The organism is Sphingobium sp. DEHP117 (assembly GCF_030867385.1).
Lineage (GTDB): Bacteria > Pseudomonadota > Alphaproteobacteria > Sphingomonadales > Sphingomonadaceae > Sphingobium.
On sequence record NZ_JAPFBJ010000002.1, the window covers coordinates 1050474 to 1074685 of the forward strand.

25 protein-coding genes are annotated in these 24212 nt (G+C 63.0%); 10 read left to right on the forward strand and 15 right to left on the reverse strand.

The window, feature by feature from the left end:
- Nucleotides 1-17: 17 nt before the first annotated feature.
- On the forward strand, nt 18-851 hold the full coding sequence (gene map / locus OOT33_RS12105; RefSeq protein ID WP_307750274.1) for a type I methionyl aminopeptidase: 834 nt from the start codon (nt 18-20) through the stop codon (nt 849-851).
- Between the two features lie 29 nt (nt 852-880).
- Here map and OOT33_RS12110 read toward each other — a convergent pair whose 3' ends face one another.
- The 11 genes from OOT33_RS12110 to OOT33_RS12160 all read right to left on the reverse strand — a co-directional run bounded on the left by OOT33_RS12110 (nt 881) and on the right by OOT33_RS12160 (nt 11649).
- Nucleotides 881-1180 carry a hypothetical protein gene (locus OOT33_RS12110; protein ID WP_307750275.1) on the reverse strand — a complete coding sequence of 100 codons (300 nt, stop codon included), beginning with the start codon at nt 1178-1180 and terminating at the stop codon, nt 881-883.
- Nucleotides 1170-2249, reverse strand: coding sequence for a chemotaxis-specific protein-glutamate methyltransferase CheB (cheB, locus tag OOT33_RS12115; RefSeq protein WP_307750276.1), 1080 nt, complete (start codon nt 2247-2249; stop codon nt 1170-1172). Before cheB ends, OOT33_RS12110 begins: the two co-directional genes overlap by 11 nt.
- A 69-nt stretch (nt 2250-2318) precedes the next feature.
- Nucleotides 2319-2759, reverse strand: coding sequence for a chemotaxis protein CheW (locus tag OOT33_RS12120; protein ID WP_307750277.1), 441 nt, complete (start codon nt 2757-2759; stop codon nt 2319-2321).
- A gap of 30 nt (nt 2760-2789) precedes the next feature.
- Nucleotides 2790-3167: a response regulator gene (locus OOT33_RS12125; RefSeq protein WP_307750278.1), complete on the reverse strand. Its 378-nt coding sequence runs from the start codon at nt 3165-3167 to the stop codon at nt 2790-2792.
- A 19-nt stretch (nt 3168-3186) separates the two neighbouring features.
- Entirely contained in the window at nt 3187-3738 is a 552-nt protein-coding gene (locus OOT33_RS12130) for a chemotaxis protein CheD (RefSeq protein WP_307750279.1), read from the reverse strand.
- Nucleotides 3739-4797, reverse strand: a complete 1059-nt coding sequence (locus tag OOT33_RS12135; RefSeq protein ID WP_307750280.1) for a chemotaxis-specific protein-glutamate methyltransferase CheB — start codon at nt 4795-4797, stop codon at nt 3739-3741.
- Nucleotides 4794-5666 carry a CheR family methyltransferase gene (locus OOT33_RS12140; protein WP_307750281.1) on the reverse strand — a complete coding sequence of 291 codons (873 nt, stop codon included), beginning with the start codon at nt 5664-5666 and terminating at the stop codon, nt 4794-4796. Before OOT33_RS12140 ends, OOT33_RS12135 begins: the two co-directional genes overlap by 4 nt.
- On the reverse strand, nt 5663-8014 hold the full coding sequence (locus OOT33_RS12145; protein ID WP_307750282.1) for a chemotaxis protein CheW: 2352 nt from the start codon (nt 8012-8014) through the stop codon (nt 5663-5665). The genes OOT33_RS12140 and OOT33_RS12145 overlap by 4 nt, the downstream gene beginning before the upstream one ends.
- The gene (locus OOT33_RS12150; protein WP_307750283.1) at nt 8004-8282 is read right to left on the reverse strand and encodes an STAS domain-containing protein; all 279 of its coding nucleotides are present in this window, start codon (nt 8280-8282) and stop codon (nt 8004-8006) included. Before OOT33_RS12150 ends, OOT33_RS12145 begins: the two co-directional genes overlap by 11 nt.
- Before the next feature lie 32 nt (nt 8283-8314).
- The gene (locus tag OOT33_RS12155) at nt 8315-9712 is read right to left on the reverse strand and encodes a methyl-accepting chemotaxis protein (RefSeq protein WP_307750284.1); all 1398 of its coding nucleotides are present in this window, start codon (nt 9710-9712) and stop codon (nt 8315-8317) included.
- 116 nt (nt 9713-9828) lie between these two features.
- Entirely contained in the window at nt 9829-11649 is a 1821-nt protein-coding gene (locus OOT33_RS12160; RefSeq protein ID WP_307750285.1) for a methyl-accepting chemotaxis protein, read from the reverse strand.
- Between the two features lie 443 nt (nt 11650-12092).
- Between OOT33_RS12160 and OOT33_RS12165 the strand changes: the two genes are divergently transcribed.
- Complete coding sequence (locus OOT33_RS12165) at nt 12093-13034, forward strand: IS110 family transposase (protein WP_307750286.1); 942 nt, start codon at nt 12093-12095, stop codon at nt 13032-13034.
- 180 nt (nt 13035-13214) lie between these two features.
- On the opposite strand, the gene OOT33_RS12170 is transcribed toward OOT33_RS12165, so the two are convergent.
- The 3 genes from OOT33_RS12170 to OOT33_RS12180 are packed head-to-tail and all read right to left on the reverse strand — an operon-like array spanning nt 13215 to nt 16315.
- Nucleotides 13215-14783 carry a DHA2 family efflux MFS transporter permease subunit gene (locus OOT33_RS12170; RefSeq protein ID WP_307750287.1) on the reverse strand — a complete coding sequence of 523 codons (1569 nt, stop codon included), beginning with the start codon at nt 14781-14783 and terminating at the stop codon, nt 13215-13217.
- A complete protein-coding gene (locus OOT33_RS12175; RefSeq protein ID WP_307750288.1) occupies nt 14770-15858 on the reverse strand; it encodes an HlyD family efflux transporter periplasmic adaptor subunit in 1089 nt (362 codons plus the stop codon). Before OOT33_RS12175 ends, OOT33_RS12170 begins: the two co-directional genes overlap by 14 nt.
- Complete coding sequence (locus OOT33_RS12180; RefSeq protein WP_307750289.1) at nt 15851-16315, reverse strand: MarR family transcriptional regulator; 465 nt, start codon at nt 16313-16315, stop codon at nt 15851-15853. Before OOT33_RS12180 ends, OOT33_RS12175 begins: the two co-directional genes overlap by 8 nt.
- Nucleotides 16316-16430: 115 nt before the next feature.
- Between OOT33_RS12180 and lgt the strand changes: the two genes are divergently transcribed.
- The 4 genes from lgt to OOT33_RS12200 all read left to right on the forward strand — a co-directional run bounded on the left by lgt (nt 16431) and on the right by OOT33_RS12200 (nt 19836).
- Nucleotides 16431-17312: a prolipoprotein diacylglyceryl transferase gene (lgt, locus tag OOT33_RS12185; protein ID WP_307750290.1), complete on the forward strand. Its 882-nt coding sequence runs from the start codon at nt 16431-16433 to the stop codon at nt 17310-17312.
- Nucleotides 17305-18396 carry a class I SAM-dependent methyltransferase gene (locus tag OOT33_RS12190; RefSeq protein WP_373690559.1) on the forward strand — a complete coding sequence of 364 codons (1092 nt, stop codon included), beginning with the start codon at nt 17305-17307 and terminating at the stop codon, nt 18394-18396. Before lgt ends, OOT33_RS12190 begins: the two co-directional genes overlap by 8 nt.
- Nucleotides 18393-19172, forward strand: coding sequence for a peptidoglycan editing factor PgeF (gene pgeF, locus OOT33_RS12195; RefSeq protein ID WP_307750291.1), 780 nt, complete (start codon nt 18393-18395; stop codon nt 19170-19172). The genes OOT33_RS12190 and pgeF overlap by 4 nt, the downstream gene beginning before the upstream one ends.
- A 199-nt stretch (nt 19173-19371) precedes the next feature.
- Complete coding sequence (locus OOT33_RS12200) at nt 19372-19836, forward strand: cache domain-containing protein (protein WP_307750292.1); 465 nt, start codon at nt 19372-19374, stop codon at nt 19834-19836.
- Nucleotides 19837-19864: 28 nt separating this feature from the next.
- On the opposite strand, the gene OOT33_RS12205 is transcribed toward OOT33_RS12200, so the two are convergent.
- Nucleotides 19865-20548 (reverse strand): HAD-IB family hydrolase, encoded by a 684-nt coding sequence (locus tag OOT33_RS12205; protein ID WP_307750293.1) that lies wholly within the window; start codon nt 20546-20548, stop codon nt 19865-19867.
- Between the two features lie 62 nt (nt 20549-20610).
- Between OOT33_RS12205 and OOT33_RS12210 the strand changes: the two genes are divergently transcribed.
- From OOT33_RS12210 to OOT33_RS12225, 4 genes are read left to right on the forward strand one after another with little or no spacing between them, the layout of a single operon-like run.
- Entirely contained in the window at nt 20611-21735 is a 1125-nt protein-coding gene (locus OOT33_RS12210; RefSeq protein WP_307750294.1) for an MlaE family lipid ABC transporter permease subunit, read from the forward strand.
- A gap of 2 nt (nt 21736-21737) precedes the next feature.
- On the forward strand, nt 21738-22559 hold the full coding sequence (locus OOT33_RS12215; RefSeq protein WP_373690560.1) for an ABC transporter ATP-binding protein: 822 nt from the start codon (nt 21738-21740) through the stop codon (nt 22557-22559).
- On the forward strand, nt 22560-23525 hold the full coding sequence (locus tag OOT33_RS12220; RefSeq protein WP_307750296.1) for an MlaD family protein: 966 nt from the start codon (nt 22560-22562) through the stop codon (nt 23523-23525).
- A 2-nt stretch (nt 23526-23527) separates the two neighbouring features.
- Nucleotides 23528-24133 (forward strand): ABC-type transport auxiliary lipoprotein family protein, encoded by a 606-nt coding sequence (locus tag OOT33_RS12225; protein ID WP_307750297.1) that lies wholly within the window; start codon nt 23528-23530, stop codon nt 24131-24133.
- Nucleotides 24134-24212: the final 79 nt, after the last annotated feature.

Below are 24212 nucleotides of genomic sequence, written 5' to 3' on the forward strand. Positions count from 1 at the left end.
CGGTTATGCTTGACACCATGACCGATTACATGACGATGACGGCGGATAGCCCGCCAACGCGCTCCACCGCAATCAAACTCTATGACGAGAGCGGCTTTGCCGGCATGCGCAAGGCGGGCCGCCTCGCTGCGGAAATACTCGACGCGCTTGTTCCCCATGTGGTGCCGGGCGTCACGACTGGCGAGCTGGACGACATCGTCCGCCGCATGAGCATCGATGGCGGCGGCGTGCCCGCGACCATGGGTTATCGCGGTTATCAGCACAGCTGCTGCACCTCGATCAACCATGTGATCTGCCACGGCATTCCTGGCGATCGCAAGCTGGTGGAGGGCGACATCGTCAACATCGACGTGACGCCGATGGTCGATGGCTGGCATGGCGACAGCAGCCGCATGTACATCGCCGGAGACGCGCCGATCAAGGCGAAGCGGCTGATCGAAGTCACATACGAATGCCTGATGCTGGGCATCGAGCAGGCCAAGCCGGGCAACCACCTGGGTGATATTGGCCACGCGATCCAGAAACATGCCGAAAAGCACCGCTATGGCGTGGTGCGTGATTTCTGCGGCCACGGGCTTGGCCGCGTGTTCCATGACAGCCCCGAGGTAGTGCATGTGGGCACGCCCGGCACGGGGCCGGAGCTGAAACCCGGTATGTTCTTCACCATCGAACCGATGATCAACATCGGCAAGCCGGGGGTTCGCATTCTGGAGGACGGGTGGACGGCGACAACGCGTGATCGCACGCTCTCCGCGCAGTTCGAACACAGCATCGGCATTACGGAAACAGGCTGCGAAATCTTCACCCTCAGCCCGAAAGGGCTTCATTGCCCGCCCTATGGCGGCTCATAAAAAAGGCGGGGTCAGCCCCGCCCTCTTTCTCAGCCCTTGAGGCGATCAGCCAGCGCCTGAAGCGTTATGTCCGGGAGGACGCCGATCGGGTCCTCCGCACGCACGATGGCGGCGAGCCAGTTGCTGCGCTGGCCCATCTCATCGAGCCGCTGGAGGTATTCCATGCAGCGCAACATCACTTCCTCGTCGAGGCAGAGCTGCACACCGATTTCTTCCAGATCCTCGCGGAGCTGGTCCAGCTCGTCGGCTATCTTGCCCCTCAGTCCAAGAGGAGCGATGATAGGCGCGGCGATATCGGGGTTGGGAGAGGGGATCGCTTCAGGCCGCAAGTTCCCGCTCCTCACAACGGGCGAGTATCACTTTGGCCAGATCCGGGATCGAAAGCTGCGCCTCGACCGCGCCCTTGGCGATTGCCGCAGCTGACGCCTCGAACACCATCGCGCTTTCCTTGTCCTGGCAAAGCGTAAGCCCGCCAAGCTGCTTGACCGCGCCCATGCCTGCCGCGCCGTCGGTGCCGGCGCCGGAGAGGATCACGCCCACGGCCTTGTCGCGCGCGGCTTTCGCTACGGTCGTCAGCAGCAGGTCGGCCGAGGGCCGCATGCCGTTTACCGGGTCGCGCGCCACGAGGCGAATCGCGCCCCCGGGCCAACGATCGATGAGGCCATGCTTGTCCGGCGCGGACAGCACATAGACATGTCCCGGCTGGAGCATGGTGCCGTCTTCGGCAAGCTTGACCTCAGGCGCGATCGCTTCATTCAGTCGTGCGGCGAACGGCGCAGCAAGCCCTTCTTCCAGCTGTTGCAGCACGATGGTGGGCGGGCAATTCACCGGCCATGCGGACAGCAGCTCTATCACAGCCGGTCCGCCGCCGGTCGACGCGCACAGCGCCACGACCGAGCCGTTCCACTTGTATGGCTTTGCCGCGTTGAGGGTGGACTGGTCCTCGGCCGCCTTCGCCGCCGCAGTCGCAGCTGCCTCCGGGTCATATTTCTTGACCTTGCTCTTGGCGGCAGTCGCCACCAGCTTGCAGAGCTTGCCGGAAATCTTGGCGAATTCATCGGGCGTGGCCTTGGTGGGCTTGGGGAAGCAGTCCACCGCGCCAAGCTCGAGCGCCTTCAGCGTCACCTCCGCGCCCTTTTGCGTCAAGGTCGAGAGCATGACGATCGGCATGGGCTTGGTCGTCATGATTTCGTGCAGGAAATCGATGCCGTTCATGCCGGGCATTTCGATGTCGAGCGTAACCACGTCGGGCTTCAGCTCCTCGATCATCTCGCGAGCTTCGTCCGCATTGGCGGCGGCGCCTACGACCATCAGATCGCTCGACTGTTCGAGCGCATTCGAGAACAGGGCGCGCATCGTGATTGAGTCATCGACGACCAGAACTTTTATTGCAGCCATTATGCCCTTACCTTCCCCACTTCTTCATGTCGTCAGCCTGGTGTGGTTTTTGTTATGTTGGTGATGAGGTCATGCCGCTTCGGGCAGATCCACATCGGTCGTGAGGCCCGGAAGATCGAGCACCATGACCATACGGTCTTCGAGCGCCACCAATCCTTCGAGGTAAGGAACGACCGCGTCGGTGCTGGTTGCGGGCGGCGGCTGGATGTCTTCATCCTGCGCCGTCACGATATCGCTCACCGCGTCGACGATCAGGCCGCGCAGTTGACCGCCGATCTGCGCCACGATGATGACGTGGCGGTCGGTAGGCGAGGTGGCTTCCCAGCCAAGACGCGCCGCGAGGTCAATGACCGGCAGTACCGTGCCGCGCAGGTTGACGACACCGGCGACATAATGCGGAACATGCGGCAGGCGTGTGGTAGGCGACCATGCGCGGATCTCGCGGATCGCCATGATGTCCAGGCCGAAGCTCTGGGTGCCGAGATGGAATGTGATGAGCTGACGTGCCATGTTACTTCTCCAGTCCCCCTGATGCCAAACTCAGTGTGTTACGCGGCGCAGCGCCGTATCCAGCTTGTCTGCGTCGAAGGGCTTGACGATCCAGCCGGTCGCGCCGGCAGAGCGGGCGCGGGCCTTCTTTTCGTCCGAACTTTCGGTGGACAGCACCAGGATCGGGCAGTCGCGAAAACGGGATTGTCCGCGCAGCGCCTCGATCAGGCCGAAACCGTCCATGCGGGGCATGTTGATGTCGGTCACGATCACGTCGATGTCGCTGCCGTTGTCGGCCAGCCATTCGAGCGCGGCCACACCATCTTCCGCCTGCGAGACCTGATAGCCACGCGACGATAGGGCAGAACGCAGTAACGCGCGCATGCTTGCGCTGTCGTCCACGGTCAGAACACGAATAGTCTCAGACATACACTAGGCCTCTTCTTACCTAAAACAGTTCCAGCTCGCCGCCACTCGTGGCTGGCTGACTTACGGGTTTTGACACTGGCGCCGCCACCTTCTCGACATGGCGGCACCGGGTGCGGCCGAGCACGGGGTCGAAATCGACCCGACGCGCCGTATCGCCGCCAATATCCTGGCGCATTACGGGTATTCCCTCGTCCGCGAGGAAGTTCTGCGCGAAACGCGCATTCGCATCCCCAATCCGGGTCATCCCCGCGTGCATGTTGCCTCCACCATAGATGTGCGCTTTCATGCGGGACTTTACACCGCCACGTGTCATCATCTGGTTAATAAGAAGCTCCATCAGAAAAATTCCGTAATTCTGATCGGCGACGGTGCCGCTGCCGGGTGTTGGCTCGGCCAGCAGAAAATGATTCATCCCCCCCACCCGGGCGATGGGATCGTACAGGCAGCACGCGATGCAGCTGCCGAGTACCGTCGTCAGTATTTCGGGCGCACCGGTGCCGACATACACCTGACCCTGCATCACCGTGATGCGGGTAGGGCTGCCGAGAGCAAGATCGGGATCGTGCCGCATTTACTGGAGGCCGGCAGCCGAAAGGGCGCGCTCCGCGATGCGAGGCAGCGGAAGTATGTTTTCGGCGGCGCCGAGGTCCGCGGCAGCGCGCGGCATGCCATAGACGGTGCTGGTCGCCTCATCCTGCGCGATGGTGCGACCGCCCGCACGGCGCATGGCGAGCAGGCCGCGCGCGCCGTCCTGGCCCATGCCGGTCAGCAAGATGCCGATCGCTGCGGGGCCAAGGCGCTGCGCGACCGATTCGAACATCGAGTCGATGCTGGGGCGATGGCCGGAGACCTTCTCGCCGTCCATCATCTTGGCGATGATGGAATCGCCAGCTCCGCCGATGATCGCGTGCTTCTCGTTTCCGGGGGCGATGTAGATATGTCCGGGCTTCAGGATCTCGCCCGATTCGATCAGCTTGACCGTGGCGTTGCACTGCCGGTCGAGGCGCTCGGCCATCGCAGGCGCGAACGCGGCACTGATATGCTGGACGATCACCGTGGGCGGGCAGGTCGTCGGGAAGGCGGGAAGCAGATGATGCAGCGCCTCCACGCCGCCGGTCGAGGCGCCGATGGCAATGAGCTTGGTGATAGCGTTGGCCGAACGCGAGGCGACGATGGTCTGTTGCGCAACGGGGCTGACCGGAGCGGAGGGCTTGCTGGCCACGCGGACGAAGCGCACGCGCGCGGCCTCGCGTACCATACTGGCCAGCGTGCCGCCGTCATTCTCCAACAGCGCGTTCACCGAGCCGTCCGGCTTGGCGTAGCAATCGACCGCACCAAGCTCCAGTGCGCGGATCGTCGTATCCGCCCCCTTGCGGGTAATGCCGGAGACTACCACCACCGGCATGGGGCGCAGCTGCATGATCTTTTCAAGGAAATCGAGGCCGTTCATGCCGGGCATTTCGATGTCCAGCGTCACGACATCGGGGTTCAGCTCGCGGATCATGCCGCGCGCTTCCATCGCGTCCTTGGCTGCGCCGATCACCTCGATATCCGGCTCACTGCCCAGCAGCCGCGACAGGATTGCACGCATGGTCGCAGAGTCGTCGACTATAAGAACCCGTGTATTCACATCCTGTCCTTTCGATAGATCGTGCTGCCCACCAGGGTGAGAACAACTTGTGCAGGGCCGGCCACCCTCTCGCTGTGGCCGATGTAGAGATGTCCGCCTGGCAGAAGCTGGTCGGCGAAGCGCGCGACGAGCCTGTCCTTGGTGGGCTGGTCGAAATAGATCATCACATTGCGGCAGAAGATGACGTCGAACTGCTTGTTCATTGGCCATTCGCCGAGCAGGTTCAGGCGCTTGACGTGAATCTTCGCGCACAGCTCCGGCGCGATCTTCGCCATGTCGCCCTCGCGCTTGACCCAGGTATTGGTGAGGGCGGATGGTACATCTTTCAGCGCTTCAACCGGATAAGTCGCCGCCTTCGCACCCGCGACCGCATGATCAGCAAGGTCAGTGGCGAGGATCGCGAGATTGCCATCGAGCAGCGCGCGGGCGTCCGCCTTGTCCGGCCCCATCAGGGTCATTGCCAGCGAATAGAGCTCTTCTCCCGTCGAGCATCCGGCTGACCAGATGCGCACCGGCTGGCGCGAGCGGATCTTATCCAGCAACATCGGCCGCACCTGGCTCGCCAGATGCTCGAAGTGATGGCTTTCGCGATAGAAGAAGGTGTGGTTGGTCGTCAGCGCATTGATGGTTTTGCGCCGTGCGGTGTCGTCCTTCTTTATGAAGTCGATATAGCGCGAAAAGGTCTGTTGTCCGCTGTCCCGCACCAGCGGTGCGAGGCGGGAATAGACGAGCGTGGCCTTGCCCGCAGGGAGCACGATGCCCGCGATCTCGTACACGATATCGCGCACCGCCTCGAAGTCAGCGCGCGAATAGACCTGCGCGCTGATCCCCGGAAATGGCGTGAAACTCTCCTGAGCGAGCTGATTCATGCGGCGAGCGCGCTCCCGTGATGCGCGAAATTGTCAGCCACCAGCGAGTCGACGTCGAGGATCAGCGCCACCTTGCCGTCACCCAATATGGTGGCACCCGCAACGCCGATCACCGGCTGGTAATGCGCCTCGAGGCTCTTGATGACGAACTGGCGCTGATCGACGATGCTGTCGACCATCAGCACGGCCTGGCCGTGGCTTTCAGTGTCGACGACGATCAGCACGGCATCCTGCGCGGTGTCAGCCGCGCCAAGCGCACCGACCGCGTGGTCAAGCCGCACGATGGGCAGGAACTTGCCGCGGTTGTTGAGGACCATCAGGTCCTTGCCGATGTGCTGCACCTCGGCCTGCTCAGGACGCAGGCTTTCGAGCACGTGGGTCAGCGGAATCACGACGGTCTGGTCACCCACGGTGACGATCATGCCGTCGGCGATCGCAAGCGTGAGCGGCAGGGCCAGTGTGAAGGTGCAGCCCTTGCCGGGATGCGATTCGATCGAGATGCGGCCGCCCAGATCCTTGACGTTCTGGCGCACCACATCCATGCCGACGCCGCGGCCGGAGATGTTCGACACCGTGGCGGCGGTAGAGAAGCCGGGCGCGAAGATCAGGTGATCGATTTCCTCATTGGACAGCTGTGTGCCGGGGGCAACGAGACCCTTCTCGATCGCCTTCTTCAGCACCACCTCGCGGTTGATGCCCGCGCCGTCGTCCGACAGCGAGATGACGATGCGGCCGGACCGCTGCTCGGCGGAGAGGTGCAGCTTGCCTTCGGCGGGTTTGCCATTGACGAGGCGGACGTCGGGCTTTTCGATGCCATGATCCACCGCGTTGCGGATAAGGTGGGTGAGGGGCTCGCCGAGGCGTTCCACCACCGTCTTGTCCAGCTCGGTCGCCTCGCCGCTCATGGTGAGCTGCACGCGCTTGCCGGTGTCGGCCTCCAGCTCGCGCACGATGCGCGGCACGCGCGAGAACACGGAGCCGATCGGCTGCGCGCGGATTGACATCGTGCTTTCCTGGATGTCGCGCGTCAGCAGGTCGAGCATGCCCATTTCGTCGATCGAATTGAGGCCGTGGCTGGCAAGGCGCTGCGCCATCATAGCCTGCGCGATCACAAGCTCGCCCACCGTGTCGATGAGCTTGTCGAGCTTGGCGAGGTCGACGCGGACGGTCTGGCCGACCGAATTGGCCGTGCGCGCGGCCGCCGGGGTGGCGGGAGCGACAGGCGTGTCCACGACTGCAGGCACGGCGGCAGGCGCGGCAGGCGTCGCGGCCGCAGCGGGAGCCTGCGGCGCGACTGCGTCGACTTCTGCTGGCAGTGCGGCCGGCTCGGCTTTCGGCTGGCCCTTGGCCTTGACGGGCGCGATCTTGGGCATGGAGATCTCCACGCCCTCGCGCGCGATCGGTGTGGACAGCGAGTCGATGGCCAGATCGCACTCATCGCCAATGAAATCAAAGACTTCCTCTATGGCGTCCTTGCTGACATGAGGCGGCGCGAAGAAGGTCCAGGAAAGATAGGCCTTTTCAACATCCAGCGCATCGAGCGCGGGGATATTGCTGGCGTCCGTGGCAATGCACACGGCGCCCATTTCCTCCAGCTCGCGCAGCATGAGCAGCGGCTCGCTGCCGTTGCCGAGCGCGCCATCGAGGAAGCGTACGGATACGCGCCAGCCATGATGCTCGCCGGTAGCGGCGGCCACGGGCGCGGTATCGCGGGCCTCGGCCTTGGCGGCGCGGGCGGCTTCCTGCTCTTCCATATTCCGCTCGACCTCGGCGGCGGCGGCTTCCATCGCTGCGGCTTCCGCCTCGTCGACGGCGAGATCGCCCATCATCGCATCGAGATCAAAATCGAGACCCAGGTCGTCCGCAGGCGCGGCGGCCTCCTCGGCGGTGGCAGAGGGCGCTTCCTCGGCCGCTTCCTCGGTGGCATTTGATGCGGCAGTCGGCGCATCAAACACAGGCAGGCCTGCGGCGGCCTTCTCGGCTACCTCTTCCAGCTGCGCGCTGATCGCGGCGTCGTCGGGCAGGTTGCCCTCGCCCCGCACGGCAGCGACATGGTCGGCCAATATGTCGAACGCGCGGAGCATCAGCGTGTTCAGCCCCTCGCTCAGGCCCAGCTCGCCATCCCGCACATAGGACAAGACGGTCTCGAACTTGTGGGTGAACGCCTGCAACAACGTGAAGCTGAATGCGCCTGCACCGCCCTTGATCGAGTGAACCGCGCGGAAAATTCCGTTTACGGTGTCGGCGTCCGCAGTGCCGGAGCGGCAGGCGAGCAGACCTTCCTCGGCCTGACCCAGCGCTTCCTCGCATTCGAGAAAGAAGATATTCTGGATTTCGTCATTGGTCATCGCTGTGTCCGATCCAGTTGAATGCGCTGGTGAGCCCGGCGATCTGCGCCGCGCCGAACATCGCCGGCGAGGCATGGACCGTCATGGAAACGCCGCGCGCCACGGCAGTCTGTTGTGCGCTGAGCATGAGTTGCAGGCCGGATTGGCCGATACGGCTCACGTCCCGCCCTTCGACGAGGACGTCCTGGCCGGGTTGCAAGGCCTGATCCATCTGGGAAATCAGGGCGCTTGCCGTTGTGCGATCAATCACTGCCGGAAGTATTATCATGCTTGTGCTCGTCTGTTTCCCTGTTGTGCGGATCAGAATTCCGACCAGTCGTCCGTGTCTGCCGACAGGGCCAGGTTGCCGCTGACGCGCGGGGCGGCAGGGCGCGGGGCCGAAGTGCTGGCAGCAGGCTTGCGCGCCGCAGCGGAAGAGGAACTGGCGCCACCAGCCAGCTTGAAGCGAGCGATGAGCTGGTTGAGGTCTTCCGCTTCAGTGGCGAGGCTGCGTGCGGCGGCGGTCGATTCCTCCACCATCGCTGCGTTCTGCTGCGTCATCTTGTCCATGTCGCTGACAGAAGAGTTGACCTGCTGGAGGCCGGCCGCCTGCGTTTCCGTCGATTCGGAGATGGATGAAATCAGCGCACTGATCTCGCCAACGCGCGTAACGATGCGGCCGAGCATCGTGCCCGCCTCACCGACGAGGTTGACGCCTTCGCCGACCTGCTGAGCGCTGGTGGTGATGAGATCCTTGATGTCGCGCGCGGCTTCGGCCGAGCGCTGCGCCAGCGCGCGCACCTCGTTGGCGACGACCGCGAAGCCCTTGCCCGCGTCACCCGCGCGCGCCGCCTCGACGCCCGCGTTGAGAGCGAGCAGGTTGGTCTGGAACGCGATGCCGTCGATCACGGTGATGATCTGGCTGATTTCCTGAGAGCTTTTCTCGATCGCGCCCATGGCGGTTACCGCCTTGTCTACGACGACACCGCCTTCGCTCGCTTCGCGATGGGCATCGCTGATCGCGGATGTCACCTGCGACGCGCTGTGCGCGGTTTCCTTCACCATGCCGGTGATCTCGTTCATCGCCGTAGCCGACTCGGCGAGCGAGGCCGCCTGCTGCTCGGTGCGCTGGGAAAGATCGTTGGTGGCAGAGCGGATTTCATTCGCCCCGGCATGAATGGCCCGCGAAGTCTGCGTTACCGAGCTCATGGCGTCGGCCAGGCTCTCCATGGCGCGATTGAAGTCCTTGCGCAGGCTTTCATATTCCTTGGGTACATGCTTGGTGATGCGATAGGCGAGGTCGCCCTCGGCAAGGTGAGCCAGGCCGTCGCCGATGGCTTCGACCACCTCATGCGATTGGTTGGAGCTTTGCGCGACAGAACGCGCATTTTCACGGAACGCGCCCATGGCGGCGACCATGCGGCCGACGCAGTCGGTGTGGTCCGAGTAGGCAATCGGGCTGTCGAGGTCTCCGGCTGCCAGGCCTTCCATGCGCACGACGGTGTCGACATAGGGATCGCAGATCAGCTTGCCAGCGAGGGTGATCGTGATCACGGCGCCTGCAAGCGCGACTGCAGCCAGCGCATAGCCCGCACCCGTCATGCCCATGGCGGCAAGGGCGGTAGCCGCCACGCCGCACATGCCCCACATCGCGTGAATAACCAGAAGTGCCTTGAATTTGACCCGAATCGGGGCCTGCGTCTTGAACCAATCAAACATGTTAGTTCTCCCCGGACTCTCTACGACATGAACCCCTCACGCCATCGGTCCCTGTAATTACCCTGATACTGCTATAAGAAATTGGTTAACGGAGCGTATCTGAGCCGTGATGGCCTTCAGAATTCGCTCCAGTCGTCCGCGTCCGTCGAAAGGGCCAGGTTGCCCGATACGGCACGCGGCGCGGCGCTGGCCGCCGGAGCTGCGCTCTTAGGTGCCTGGGCCGCGCCGGACGAGGCCTGGACCCCATCGAGCCGGAAGCGCGAAACGAGTTGGCGCAGGCCTTGCGCCTCGGTGGCGAGGCTGCGCGCTGCTGCGGTGGTCTGTTCCACCATAGCCGCGTTCTGCTGCGTCATCTTGTCCATCTCGTTCACTGTGCCGTTCACCTGCGCCATATTCTGCGCCTGCGTGTCGGTGGCCGCCGCCATGGTGGTGATGAGCTCGCTGACCTCGCTCACCTTGCCGACGATGCGACCGAGCATTTCGCCCGTCTGACCGACGAGACCAACGCCCTGCTCCACCTGATGGGTGCTCGTGGTGATGAGATCCTTGATATCGCGCGCGGCGTCGGCGCTGCGCTGGGCGAGCGCACGGACCTCGCTCGCCACGACAGCAAAGCCCTTGCCCGCATCTCCCGCGCGCGCCGCCTCGACGCCGGCGTTGAGGGCGAGCAGGTTGGTCTGAAACGCGATGCCGTCAATCACGGTGATGATCTGGCTGATCTGATGCGCCGACGATTCGATCTCGCCCATGGCATGAACTGCATTGTTCACGACCGACCCACCGCTGCGCGCCTCGCGATGTGCCTCGTCGATGGCTTCGCGCACGCTGTTGCGCGCCTTGACCGTTTCCTGCGTCATGACTGTCACGGTATTCATGGCCGCTGCGGTCTCCTCAAGCGAGGCGGCCTGGTGCTCGGTGCGCTGCGAGAGGTCATCGGCGGCGACGCGGATCTGCGTGGCGCCCGTGTCGACATTGGTCGCTGATGTGGTGACCTGAGACAATATGCCGCCAAGGTTCGCTATTGTCCGGTTGAAGCTTTCCCTCAGCGCCTCGTACTCGCTGGCGAATGGCTGGGCGATGCGGTGGGTCATATTTCCGGCCGCGAGCTGTTCCAGCCCCGCGCCGAGTTCTGCAACCACATGGCGTTGCTTGGCCTCGGCCTCGGCCTTGGCGATGCCTGCGGCGCGGAAGACCAGCATGGCTTGCGCCATGTCGCCGATCTCGTCGTCACGACCCTGCCCGGATATGGCAATGTCGTAATTCCCTTTCGCCATGGCGCGCATTTCCGATGCGGTTTCGTTGACGGGTTCGATGACGCGGCTGCTGATCTGGCGCGTGGCGAACAGCAGCGCGCCGATGATCATGCTGGCCGAAATCAGCAGCCCCCCAAGGGAAACATAAAGGAGTGACACACTGCGCTCGTCCAGTTTCGCCTTCTCCTGAGCGGCCATCTCCACGAGCTTGTTGATCTCCGCTCGGTGCGATGCGAACTCAGGGGTGATGCGTGTGTCGTGAATCAGCTTTGCGCCGACCCAGTCGCCTGCCTGCGCTGCGGCGACCAGCGCATCGGCATCTGTCCAGAACGCATCGGCGCTCTTGTTGGTCACCGCCAACTGCGCCTTGAGCTCATCCGAAATATCGGCATTTCGCCAGTAGGCTTTGCGCTCTTCATAGGATTTGCGGAGATTGGCCAAGGTATCGGTGTGGCCCTCGAGCGTCTGATCCTCGATAATGATCGTCGTTTCGAGGAAGGGTTCGATGGCATATTGCGGAGGTGGCAATATATCCGCCACCAGATCGCTATGGAGTTGGTTGGCGCGGAAGATCGGTCCGCCAAAGCCGATTTCTCTAATGGCGATGCCCGCGATTACGATACCCAAAACGACAAGTGCGACCAGCACGCCTGTGCCCCGGCGCGCATATTGTTTTATTGTCATCTGCTATTGCCCCACGACTTTTTGTCATTAACGGGCGCCAGCCTAACGAGACATGGTCAATAACTGGTAAATGAGATGTAAAATGACCGGCCGGTAAATTTACAATGCGCAGTTAGAGCGCGCTGCGTTAAATCTGGATCGGTCAGCGCGCTCTAAGTTTTTGTTTTACTGCATCGTTTTGGCGCAAAACCGGTTCCCACCCTTCGACAAGCTCAGGACAGGCTTTTGCGCACGATGCTTGTCTTATGACATTGTGGTCCGTTTGGGCCAGAATGATTTGCCCGATCCGGGGTGGCCACCCCGGATCGGGCGGAAGGGGACGGATCGCGCATCGATGCCGGTCAGCAGGACCGGGTTGGAGTTGGATCGCCCCTTTCTTTTCCATCAGGCCCGAACGGATACCGGGGCTTTCGGCCCGGATGACAAGCATGGGAGCGGAAAAGATGAACTCAGTTCTACCACAAAACATCGGCATCGACATCTCCAAAGCGAGCCTTGATTGCCATGCCCGCCCGGCTGGAATTGGCCGGCAGTTCGCCAATACGAAGAAGGGCTATGCTGCACTGATCAAATGGATCGCACAGTGGCACGTCGAACGCATCGCTTACGAGGCAACCGGCGTCTACCACCGTGCCTTCGAACAGGCTCTGGTGGGCTGCCCGCTCGTGCGGATCAACCCCGAACGCGCGCGACGATTTGCTCAGGCAACAGGTACGCTTGCCAAGACCGACACGATCGACGCCGCCATGCTCGCGCTGATGGCCGAGGCACTCAAGCCCGCTCCCCGCCCAGAACGAGCACAAAACCTCAACCAGTTGGCCGAACTTGTGAACGCCCGTGATGGCTTGGTGCGCGATCGTACCGCGCTCAAGAACCGCGAAAAGAACCTCACCCTCCCCCTGTTGAAGCGTCAAGCCAAGCAAAGGCTCGAACAGATTGCCCGCCATATCGATGCGATCGATGCCCTGGCTCAGAAAATCATCCAGGCCGATCCGGAACTCGTCCGCAAGCAGGAAATCATCGCCAGCATCAGCGGCGTCGGTATCCTCACTGCAGCGCAGCTCATCGCAACCATGCCCGAGCTCGGTAGCCTCGAAAACAAGCAGGCCGCATCGCTCGCCGGCCTCGCCCCCGTCGCAAGGCAGTCAGGGCAATGGAAAGGCAAGTGCTTCATCCGCGGAGGGCGCGCTAACGTCCGACAGGCGCTCTACATGCCGGCCCTCGTCGCCGCCCGCTTCAACCCAGACCTCAGCGCCAAATACAAACAGCTCATCGCCGCCGGAAAACCCGCAAAGGTCGCCATCACAACCGTCATGCGAAAACTCATCGTCACCGCTAACGCTCTCATCAAGGCAGACCGCGTATGGGTCAAATCCCTCCCTTGACCATCACGGATACTCTAGGAGCTGTGGGGATTCAGTCCATATAGGCCTGCAAAGCGCTATTTTCTGCGCTTCGGTGCTCACGTACCTTTAAGTACGCTGCGCTCCGATGCTCGAAAATCCCCCTTTTGCCCTGCGGTCGCCTGCGGCCCCGGCTCCATCTGAACTGAATCCCCACAGCCCCTAGTCGATCAGTATGGGTTCCTGCGAGGAAGACGCGTTGCTTGGCGGCTTGATGAGCAGCACAAACGGCATGGCGGCGATCGCCACCAGCATCATGAGATAAAAGTCGTCCAGGAAGGCGACCATCGTCGCCTGTCGGGTGACCTCGGCGTTGAGTGCGGCCAGGGCGACCTGCACGGCATCCACAGGCGCAGCGAACAGGCGGGGGTCGGCCCACAGGCTATATTCGGTCAGATGGCTCGCGAAATCCTCATGGCTCGTCGCGCTGTTGCGGGCGAGCAGCGCCATCACCAGGGAAATACCCGCCGAGGCGCCCACCGACCGGCAAAGATTGAGAATACCGGATGCATCGGTGCGATATTCAGGCGACAGAGTGGCAAAGGAAATTACCGAGATCGGCACGAACATCATGCCAAGCCCCAGACCCTGGATAAAGCCATTCAATGCCATCGCTCCCCAACTGATCTCCAGGGTCCAGCCTGTCATATCCCAAAAGGATAGCGACACTATGGCGAGAGCGGTGGCAAGCCAAAGTCTGAGATTGACCCGAGCCAGAACGCGCCCGGTAATCGCCATTGCCAGAAGGACCCCACCGCCGCGGGTCGCCAGCAGCCAACCGGCATCCATCACCGGATAGCTCATCAGCGCTTGGAGCATCACGGGGAGCAATGCCATGGCCGAAGTGAGCACAAAACCTAAAATAAACATAAGCACTGAGCCGACGAGAAGATTGCTGTCGCGCATCATCTCCACCGGATACAGTGGATTGCGGCTGGTGAGGCTGTGTACGGCAAACATCCATAGGGCGGAAATCGCCAACCCCAGCTCTGCCCAGATTTCGAGGCTGTTGAACCAGTCGACATGCTGGCCGCGATCCAGCATCAATTGCAGCGAAGCCAGCCCAATGGCCAGCATTGCCAGCCCCATCACATCTAGCGAGCGGGAAGGGCGCTTCACGTCCGGCAGGAACAGCAGCAGTCCCAAAAGGGCGGTCAGCCCGAGCGGCACGTTGACGAAGAAAACCCAGCGCCAGTCTAGATTTTCCGTGAGCCAGCCGCCCATCACTGGCCCGATGATCGGCCCGATGACGACGCCCATGCCATATAATACCATGGCCTGACCCCGCTTCTCCGGCGGCGTGCTGTCGAGCATGACGGTCTGCCCGAGCGGCGAGAGGAAGGCGCCCGCCAGCCCTTGCAGCACGCGGAAGATAACCATCGACTGGAGATTGGCGGCAAGGCCGCAAAGCACCGACGCAATGATGAACCCAGTCAAGGAAGCCAGATAGAGCCGCCGCCTTCCGATATGATCTGCGAGCCAGCCGGTTGCGGGCAGGGCGATGGCCGAGGCGACGATATAGCTGGTCAAAACCCAGCTCAGATTGTCCTGATTGGCGCCCAGCGCAGACTGCATGTGAGGCAGCGCTACATTGGCGATGGTCATGTCCAGCACCTGGACCAGCGTGGCCAGCATCGCCGCCGCCTTCAGCCATCCCGGATGCCGGGGGATCGGCAGGGCTGCGTCCGGCTTGGCCGATGCCGCCGCCGCGGGGATTTCAGTCGCCGACATGGATCGTCACTTCGCTACTCAACCCGGCGATCAGCGGGCGAGGCGAAGGTTCGTCTATGGCGATACGCACCGGCACGCGCTGGGTTACTTTCACCCAGTTGCCGTTGGCGTTCTGCGCGGGCAAGACCGAAAATTCGGAGCCGGTGCCGCCGCCGATGCTGGCGACGTGCCCTTTGAGTTTCAAGTTGCTGTAGGCATCGAACGAGACAACCGCCTTTTGGCCTGCCCGGATGCGGTCCAGCTGCGTTTCCTTGAAATTCGCCTCCACCCAGCTGCGATTGTTGGCGACGATGCTGACGGCGGGCAGGCCGGGCGCGAGCATCTGGCCAACCTGAAGCCGGTCGACATTGCTGATTTTACCGGAGACAGGCGCGCGGATCTCGGTGCGGCTGAGGTCGAGCGCGGCCTTGGCGCGTTGCGCGCGCGCGGCAGCGAGGCGTGGGTTGACGCCCGGCACCTGTCTGCCGGTCGCCAGCGCGCTACGCGCTTCGGCGGCGTCCGCACGCGCAGAGCCGAGGTCAGCCTCCGCCACCTCCAGCGTATGACGGGCCGCGTCGAGCCGTGCTTTCGTCGTAAAGCCGCTCGCGGCCAGTTCCCGCTGTCGTTCATATTCCTTTTGCGCGAAGCCGATGTCTGCCTGCGCCTTGTTTATGTCAGCCTGCGTGCCGTGATATTTCGAGGTCAACTCGCCGACATTCACCTGTGCCGCCGCGACCTGAGCATCCGCCTGGGCCAAGGCCACGCGATATGGTTCCTGATCGACGCGGAACAAAAGGTCTCCCGCTTTTACCTGTTGGTTTTCGCGCACCGCGACCTCGACGATGCGGCCCGACACGTCGGAGCTGACGGCGACAACATCCTGGCGAACATAGGCGTTGTCCGTGCTCACGGTGCCGCGCGTCATCAGCCAATAGCCCACGCCGACCGCAATAAGCAGCAACGGAACCGAAATCATCGCGAACAGGCGCGCGGAACTCCATTGGCGCTTGCTGCTCTCTTCTGTGGGCTGCAAGGGCGGAGCGTAGGGGGCGGAGGCGCTTCGTGACTGCTTAACGATGGGGTCGGCTTCAGCCATTGTGCGCCTCCAAATATCCGCTCGTGTCATCGGCGGTAGCAAATTTTTCACGTATTCTGGTCAGATAGCGGCCAAGCATCTCAACCTCCTCACGGGTGAGATCGGAGGTCATCCACTCAAGCACTTTGAGCCCATGGGCCTTAAGGTCATTGACGGCGGGGACGGCGGCGTCGGTCAGATACAGGGTCCAGGCGCGCCGATCATTGGGGTCGCGCCGCCGCTCAACCAGGTTGGCCTGTTCAAGGCGGTCCACCATCCGGCACGCGGTGATCGGCTCAACATCGAGATGCTCCGCCAGCATACCCTGATTGATGCCCGGATAACGCTGTACCACGAGTAGAGCGCGCCATTGCGTTCCAGTCGGGCCGGTCTGGCGGGCGAGCTCCCCGAACCGCTTGCGGAACAAGCGGCCGATATCATAGCACAAAAAGGCGAGATTCGATTCCATCAGCCACATATAATATCTATACTTATTATAATCAACCGTTAATGTGCAGTGCAGCATTCAGGGAAGGTCGCGAGCGCGGCATCGGCCTTTCATCCGGTGAAGTTGTGCGATAAGGCATGCAACCATGCTGACCCAGTCCCTGATTTCCGCCGCTGTCGCAACTGCAAGCTCTCCCTTGCGCTTTGAAGCTCTGGGACTGGATCCGGTTGCACTCGACCTCGGTTTTTTTACTCTGAAATGGTACAGCCTCGCCTATCTGTCCGGCATACTCATCGGCTATTGGTATCTGCTGAAGCTGATTGCCCAGCCCGGCGCGCCGATGGCCCGCCGCCATGCAGATGACATGATTTTCTATGCTACCCTCGGCATCATACTGGGTGGCCGCCTCGCTTATGTGATCTTTTACGACCCCGAAATCTGGGCAAACCCCATCGACGTGCTGAAGCTGTGGAACGGCGGCATGTCTTTTCATGGCGGGATGATCGGCGTTACCACCGCGCTTATTCTTATGGCGCGCAAGGAGGGGCTGAACTGGCTCAGGATCCACGACTATGTCGCCTGCTGCGTGCCGTTCGGCCTGTTTTTCGGCCGCCTCGCCAACTTCGTGAACGGAGAGCTTTGGGGCAAGGCGACGGACGTGCCGTGGGCGATCGTGTTTCCTACCGGCGGCGATATTCCGCGGCACCCCAGCCAGCTTTACGAGGCGGCGCTCGAGGGTGTGGTGCTGTTTCTCATTCTCTGGTTTGCCTTCTGGAAGACGAAGGCGCGCTATGAGCCGGGCAAGCTCGTGGGGCTGTTTTTGCTCGGATATGGCGTATTCCGCTTTGGCGTGGAATATGTGCGCGAGGCGGATGCGCAGTTTGAGGGTACCTTCCTGTACACCCACATTCACATGGGCCAGATCCTGACTCTGCCGATGATTGTCGGTGGGGTGTACCTGATCGCCACGGCCAAGCGGCGGCGCGTGCGCGTGGAGGCGACGGCGGGCACGGCCAGCGTTGCCTGAAGTTAGCCCCGCCAAGTCTTTCGGCCGCAAAGAGTTGAGCTTTGCCGAGCGGCTTGTGCGCAGCATCCATGCGGGCGGGCCGATCTCGCTGGCGAACTATATGGCGCAGGCGAACAGCCATTATTATGCCACGCGCAACCCGCTGGGAGCAGATGGGGATTTCATCACCGCGCCGGAAATCAGCCAGATGTTCGGTGAACTGATCGGCCTATGGCTGGCGGACATCTGGCACCGTGCCGGCCGGGCCGGCGCGCCTTATTATGTAGAGCTGGGGCCGGGGCGCGGCACGCTCGCCAAGGATGCGCTGCGCGCGATGCAGCAGGCTAGGCTAGCGCCCAAGGTCCATCTGGTCGAGACCAGCCCCGCCTTGCGCGCGCATCAGAGCGCCGCTGTCGCCCACGCGCAGTTTCACGACGACGTCGAGAGCCTGCCGACGGACGCGCCGCTGCTGATCGTCGCCAACGAGTTTTTCGATGCATTGCCCATCGCGCAGTCGGTGAAGGTGGCGGACGGCGGCTGGCGCGAGCTGATGGTCGGGCTGGGCGGCGGGGGCAGGGCGCTGGCGCCGGTGATCGGCGAGCGGCGGGTGGATGCGCGCGTGCCGGAGGCGCTGCGTGATGCGGAGGAAGGCGCGGTGCACGAAAGCTGTCCGGTCGGCGCGACGATCATGCTCACGCTCGCCCGGCGCATCGCGCGTCAGGGTGGAGCGATGATCATGATCGACTATGGTTATGAAGGCCCGGCGCTGGGTGATACATTGCAGGCGGTGCGCGCGCATGAATATGCCGACCCCTATGCCGATCCGGGCGAGAACGATCTGACCGCCCATGTCGATTTCACGCTGCTCGCCAACGCTGCGCGGCAGGAGGGGCTGCGGGTGCATGGCAGCGCGGGGCAGGGGGAGTTTCTTGAACGGCTGGGGCTGGGCGCGCGCGCGCGGATGCTGAGCGACGCCGCGCCGGACCGTGTGGGGGAGATCGAGCAGGCGCGCCGCCGCCTTTCCGCACCGGATCAGATGGGACGCTTGTTCCGGGTGCTGGGTGTGACCCACCCCGATTGGCCGACGCCGGAGGGGTTTGCATGAAATTGGCGGATAATGGCGTCGCGCTGTGGCAAAGCGATCTGCTTTCGGGTTCGCCGCACGGGTTTCTCGGGCGGATCGGGGGCGTATCGACGGGCCTTTATGCCGGGCTGAATGTAGGGCTGGGGTCTGATGACGACAGGGACGCGATAGCGGAAAATCGCCGCCGCGTTGTCGAGGCGGTGATGCCGGGTGCAAGCCTCGTGACGGTGCATCAGGTCCATTCGCCCGATGTGGTGAGCGTCTCCGCGCCCTTTGCGGATGACGCTTCCCGGCCCCCCGCCGATGCGCTGGTGACCGCGACGCCGGGCCTGCTGCTGGGCGTGTTGACGGCGGACTGCGTGCCGGTGTTGTTCGCGGACCAAGAGGCAGGTGTCGTCGGCGCGGCACATGCGGGGTGGAAGGGCGCCCTGTCGGGCGTGACCGACCGCACGATCGTGGCGATGGAGGCGCTGGGCGCGAAGGTCAGCCGGATCGCCTGCGCCATCGGCCCGTGCATCGCCCGCGCATCCTACGAGGTGGACACGGGCTTCGTCGAGCGGTTCACGGCAGCTGATCCCGCCAACGAACGCTTCTTCACCGATGGCCGCACCGGTCACGCGCAGTTCGACATAGAGGCCTATGTCGCAGCAAAACTGGCGAGCGCGGGCGTGGGCAAGGTCGAGCTGTTGGGGCAGGACACCTATGCGCAGCCGGAGCAGTTCTACAGCTATCGCCGCTCATGCCACAAAGGCGAGCCGGGATATGGGCGGCAGATTTCGGTGATTGGCGTGCCATAGGCCGCTGTAATTCTGGCTTCCCTGAGCGCCTCACTCTCCGTCGCATTATACCAAAGGTCGTTTTGATCTGGGTCCAAGACTGCGGTCAAAACCCGGCCTAGCCCCGCCGCACGCCGGGTCTCGCGACCAACACTGAGCTAGCACCTCCGGATCGGTGCTGGCGCGCGAGCGAGCGTCGGCGACGGAAGGAGATTGTGCAATGAAGTTCATATATCGTCCGGTTTTCGTCGGTGCTCTGGCCCTCGCGCTGTTGTGCGGAACCGCCTACGCCGAGCCGCATGCAACCGCCGCGGATGCGCGTGCGATGCTGCAAAGCGCAGTGGCCGAGATCAAGAGTGTGGGCCCCAAGGCCGCGTTCGCCGAATTCAACCAGCCCAACGGCAAGTTTCACAACGGCGAGCTCTATGTTTTCGTGTTCGACGAGAAGGGCGTATACGAAGCCTATGGCGCCAATCCGGCACTGGTGGGTGCCGATGTCAGCGATCTGACCGATGCGCAGGGCAAGCCGATCGTGCGCGACATGATCGAGATAGCCAAGGCATCCGGCAAGGGCAACATCAGCAATATCTGGCTCAACCGCGCGGACAATCACATCGAACGCAAGGTCTCACTGATAGAGCTGGTGGACGGCCATATCGTCGGGGTGGGCTATTATCCCAAATGAGGGTGGGGGAGGGCCTGGATGGCCTGTCTCACACCCAGTCCACCCGCTTCCACCCGCGCACCTGCGCCAGTATCGCCAGCGGCTTGTGTGGGTTTGCGGCATAGGGTTCGTCGGCGAATTCGAGCATCGGCGCGTCGGAGACATGGTCTGAATAGGCGCGGATGTGCGCTGCCTCGCGCGTGATGCCTTCGCCCGCCATCCAGTCGGCAATCATCCGCAGCTTGGCGGCGTCGTAGCAGTTCTCTCCGGCGATCTTCGCGCGCACATAGTCCAGATCCTGCCCCAGATGATCGGTCGCGATCACCGCGTCGAACCCCAACCGCTTTGCTATTGCATCCACATAGAGCCGGTAGGATGCGGTCGCGAGCACGAGGGTGTAGCCTTCCGCCTTGTCCTGCGCGATGCGGGCCAGCGCGCCAGCGCGGGTGTTCTTCGCCATCACCCCGTCAGCGTAACTCTCAATATGGGGGGCGAGGCGCGCGCGGCTAACGCGCCCGCCGATCATCAGGCGTTGGTTGAGTTCTTTCAACGTCTTACGTCGGATAAGTTTGGTCACATAGGCCAGCATGGCAAGCAAGACTATCGGCGCCAGGATCAGCCGCCACGGCGCCATTCGCGCGGCAACGTGGAGCAGGAAAGGCGTGTAGGTGCCGCGGATCGTGATGGTGCGATCCATGTCGTAGATCGCCAATTTGTGAACAGGCATGGACATATCGCACCGTTGGGGCGTTTCGGCTTGCCGTGCAACATTTTATGGATCAGTAATCGCGCCTGATGAGCGAGGCAGCATCATTCTCTATCGAGGACGCGAGCGAGGGCGCCGCGCCGGTGCTGCGTCTCTCCGGGCCGCTCACCATCGCCCGCCTCGGCGATATGCCGAACGCACTGGAAGCCGAAGCCGGTCCGTTCAGCGCGATAGACATCAGCGACGCAAAGCATATCGACACGATCGGCGCGTGGCTGATCAGCAGCCTGTCCGCCAAGTGGGGTTGCCCGATCAACGGCGCAGACGAGGACGCCGAACGGCTGCTGGAGGCGGTGAAGCCTGATGCCGATGCCGGCCCGGCACCCGCGCTCCATGCTGAAAAGGTCACGCCGGTGGTGCGCGTGCTCGACCAGATTGGCGCGTCGACGGTGGTGGCCTGGCAAACGCTGGGCGGCCTTGTCGGTTTTCTGGGCGCGGTGATGGTCGCGAGCTGGTCGTTGATCCGCAATCCCTCGCGCTTTCGCTGGAACGCGGTGGTGCAGCGGTTCGAGGTGGTGGGCGTATCGGCGCTCGGCATTATCGGGTTAATGAGCTTCCTCATCGGTATCGTTATCGCACAGCAGGGTGCGGTGCAGCTGCGCGCGTTCGGCATGGAAATTTTGACCGTCAACCTGGTGGGGCGCCTCACCCTGCGCGAGCTGGGCGTGCTGATGACCGCGATCATGGTGGCGGGCCGGTCCGGCTCGGCCTTCGCGGCGCAGCTCGGCATGATGAAGCTGACGGAAGAAATCGACGCGATGCGCACCATCGGGGTCTCCCCCATGGAGGCGCTGGTAATGCCGCGCATCATGGCAGCGGTAGTGATGATGCCGTTGCTAGGGTTCTATGCCTCGGTGCTGGCGATCATCGGCGGTGGCTTCATGTGCGCGATCTCGCTGGAAATCCCACCTGTGACATTCGTTCAGCGGTTGCGGGAGGTCGTGCCACTGCATGACCTGTGGATCGGGTTGATCAAGGCGCCGGTGTTTGGCCTGATCATCGGCATGAGCGGCTGTTTTCAGGGGCTGCTCGTCGAGTCCAATGCCGAGGAGGTGGGTATAAGAACCACGGCAGCGGTGGTGCAGGCGATTTTCATGGTGATCGTGCTCGATGCCTTCTTCGCGGTATTTTTCACCTGGGTGGGCTGGGTATGAGCGTGGCGGAGCAGAAAGAGCAAACGCACGATACGAAGGATGGGGATATCGCCATCCGCGTGCGCGGTCTGCGCACCAGCTTCGGTGATCAGGTCGTGCATGAGGGGCTCGATCTCGACGTGCGAAAGGGCGAGATTTTGGGCGTCGTGGGTGGGTCCGGCACCGGAAAATCCGTTTTGATGCGTGCCATCATCGGTCTTCAACCGGCTGACGAGGGCGAGATCAGCGTTTTCGGCGAGCCAACGCTCGACAGGGATGATGAGGACACGCTGGCGCTGCGGCGGCGGTGGGGCGTTCTGTTTCAGGGCGGCGCGCTGTTCTCTACCCTCACCGTGACCGAAAATATCGAAGTGCCATTGCGCGAATTCTATCCGCAGCTCTCGCCCAAGCTGCGGGATGACATAGCCGCATACAAGATCCGCATGACCGGCCTCCCGGCGGACGCCGGACCCAAGTTTCCCGCCGAACTTTCAGGTGGAATGAAGAAGCGCGCCGGCCTCGCCCGCGCACTGGCGATAGACCCGGATCTGCTTTTCCTCGATGAACCTACGGCCGGGCTCGACCCGATCGGCGCCGCCGCGTTTGACGAGCGCACGCGCCAGCTGCAACAAACGCTGGGGTTGACCGTTTTTCTCATCACGCATGATCTCGACACCCTCCATGCCATTTGCGACCGTATCGCCGTCCTGGCGGACAAGCGCGTGATCGCGGTCGGCACTATTGACGATCTGTTGGCGACCGATCATCCGTGGATACAGGAATATTTCAACGGACCGCGCGGGCGGGCGGCACATCCGCATAAAGCCGGAAAGGACGAAGGCTAGATGGAGACGCGATCCAACCATGTGCTGGTGGGCAGCGTGGTGCTGATCCTGCTGCTGGCGGTGATGGTGGCGGCGTTCTGGTTCTCGCGCATCGCCGATGGCGAGGACGAGTTCTATGACATCTATTTCAAACAGTCCGTAACCGGGCTGGCCAAGGGGTCGGGCGTATCCTACTCGGGCGTGCCCTCAGGCCAGGTCAAGGAAATCGAGCTGTGGGACAAGGATCCCGGCTTCGTGCGCGTGCGCATCGCAGTGAAGGATGACACGCCCATTTTGCAGGGCACCACTGCAACCATTCAGGGCGTTGGGTTCACGGGCGTTTCGGAAATCGTGCTTGATGGCGCGGTCAAGGGTGCGCCGCCGATCGCCTGCCCTGAGGAGAACCCGCTCGCCTCCTGCCCCAATGGCGTGCCCGTGATCCCGACCAAGCCGGGCGCGCTGGGCGAACTGCTGACCAACGCGCCGCAGCTGATCGAGCGGCTCTCGACCCTGACCGAGCGGCTGACGGAGCTGCTCAACGATCAGAACCAGAAAAGCGTTTCCGGCATCCTCAGGAATGTCGACAGCCTGACCGGCACGCTGGCGGCGAGCGGGCCGGAAATCCGCGCGAGCATAGCCGAAACGCGCACCACCATGCAGAAGGCCGGGCTGGCGGCGGACGAGATCGCCAAGCTCGTCGGCACCACCAACACGCTGCTGGATGAGCAGGGGCGGCCGATGATTGCTGACCTGCGCAAGACGCTGCAGTCCGCGAACCGCAGCCTCGATTCTTTCGACAAGGCCGTGTCCGAGGCGCAGCCGGGCGTCCGCAGCTTCTCGCGCGATACGATGCCGGAACTCAACCTGCTGATCCGCGATTTGCGCGAAATGTCGCGCGCTTTGCGGGGGATTTCTGAAAAGCTCGACCAACAGGGGGGTGGGGCGCTGCTCGGCGCGCCTGCTCTGCCGGACTACAAGGGCAATTGACCATGAGAGCGCACCGCCGCACCACCGCCCGCCTCCTCCCCCTTCTCGCGCTGAGCCTTGCGCTTGGCGGGTGCGTGAAGTTTGGAGCCAAGCCCCCGCCGCAGCTGCTTACCATCGCCGCAACGACCGCGCCGACTGCGGGTCAGGTCATGAACAGCACAGGCAAGCCGGTGATCAGCGTTTTCGCGCCCGATGTGCCGCGCTCGCTCGAAAGCCTGCGTGTGGCGGTGCTTGAGGATGCCACCAGCATCGCCTATGTGAAGAAGGCGCAATGGGCGGAGACCCCCCGGCAGATGTTTCGCCGTGTGCTGGCTGAGACGATAGCGGCGGATGGCGCTGTGTTCGTCGCCGAAGGGGAGCAGGGCGTGGTGCTGGGAGCACGGCGCCTGTCCGGCACGCTTGTCGAGTTTGGGCTGGATGCGCGGACCAGGGAGGCGGTGGTCACCTTTGATGCGACGATGACGAGCGCGACCCCAGGCGAAGCGACCCGCCAACGCTTTACGGCGCGCGTGCCGGTGCGCAAGATCGAGGCGGATCGGGTTGCGGCACCAATCAACGAAGCGGCGAACAAGGTCGCTGCTGACGTGGCCGCCTGGGTGAAGAGCTAGTCTCGGGTCGCAGGCTTCACCGGCGCATCAGCGGGCCGATAGCGCGGCTCGGTTCATCTTTCGCTTCCCCTTTTGCGCC

Coding starts and splice junctions, on each gene's coding strand:
- map (WP_307750274.1), top strand. CDS start 18: ATGACCGATTACATGACGATGACGGCGGATAGCCCGCCAACGCGCTCC.
- cheB (WP_307750276.1), bottom strand. CDS start 2,249: ATGGCTGCAATAAAAGTTCTGGTCGTCGATGACTCAATCACGATGCGC.
- OOT33_RS12120 (WP_307750277.1), bottom strand. CDS start 2,759: ATGGCACGTCAGCTCATCACATTCCATCTCGGCACCCAGAGCTTCGGC.
- OOT33_RS12125 (WP_307750278.1), bottom strand. CDS start 3,167: ATGTCTGAGACTATTCGTGTTCTGACCGTGGACGACAGCGCAAGCATG.
- OOT33_RS12130 (WP_307750279.1), bottom strand. CDS start 3,738: ATGCGGCACGATCCCGATCTTGCTCTCGGCAGCCCTACCCGCATCACG.
- OOT33_RS12140 (WP_307750281.1), bottom strand. CDS start 5,666: ATGAATCAGCTCGCTCAGGAGAGTTTCACGCCATTTCCGGGGATCAGC.
- OOT33_RS12145 (WP_307750282.1), bottom strand. CDS start 8,014: ATGACCAATGACGAAATCCAGAATATCTTCTTTCTCGAATGCGAGGAA.
- OOT33_RS12150 (WP_307750283.1), bottom strand. CDS start 8,282: ATGATAATACTTCCGGCAGTGATTGATCGCACAACGGCAAGCGCCCTG.
- OOT33_RS12155 (WP_307750284.1), bottom strand. CDS start 9,712: ATGTTTGATTGGTTCAAGACGCAGGCCCCGATTCGGGTCAAATTCAAG.
- OOT33_RS12160 (WP_307750285.1), bottom strand. CDS start 11,649: ATGACAATAAAACAATATGCGCGCCGGGGCACAGGCGTGCTGGTCGCA.
- OOT33_RS12165 (WP_307750286.1), top strand. CDS start 12,093: ATGAACTCAGTTCTACCACAAAACATCGGCATCGACATCTCCAAAGCG.
- OOT33_RS12170 (WP_307750287.1), bottom strand. CDS start 14,783: ATGTCGGCGACTGAAATCCCCGCGGCGGCGGCATCGGCCAAGCCGGAC.
- OOT33_RS12175 (WP_307750288.1), bottom strand. CDS start 15,858: ATGGCTGAAGCCGACCCCATCGTTAAGCAGTCACGAAGCGCCTCCGCC.
- OOT33_RS12180 (WP_307750289.1), bottom strand. CDS start 16,315: ATGTGGCTGATGGAATCGAATCTCGCCTTTTTGTGCTATGATATCGGC.
- lgt (WP_307750290.1), top strand. CDS start 16,431: ATGCTGACCCAGTCCCTGATTTCCGCCGCTGTCGCAACTGCAAGCTCT.
- pgeF (WP_307750291.1), top strand. CDS start 18,393: ATGAAATTGGCGGATAATGGCGTCGCGCTGTGGCAAAGCGATCTGCTT.
- OOT33_RS12200 (WP_307750292.1), top strand. CDS start 19,372: ATGAAGTTCATATATCGTCCGGTTTTCGTCGGTGCTCTGGCCCTCGCG.
- OOT33_RS12205 (WP_307750293.1), bottom strand. CDS start 20,548: ATGTCCATGCCTGTTCACAAATTGGCGATCTACGACATGGATCGCACC.
- OOT33_RS12210 (WP_307750294.1), top strand. CDS start 20,611: ATGAGCGAGGCAGCATCATTCTCTATCGAGGACGCGAGCGAGGGCGCC.
- OOT33_RS12220 (WP_307750296.1), top strand. CDS start 22,560: ATGGAGACGCGATCCAACCATGTGCTGGTGGGCAGCGTGGTGCTGATC.
- OOT33_RS12225 (WP_307750297.1), top strand. CDS start 23,528: ATGAGAGCGCACCGCCGCACCACCGCCCGCCTCCTCCCCCTTCTCGCG.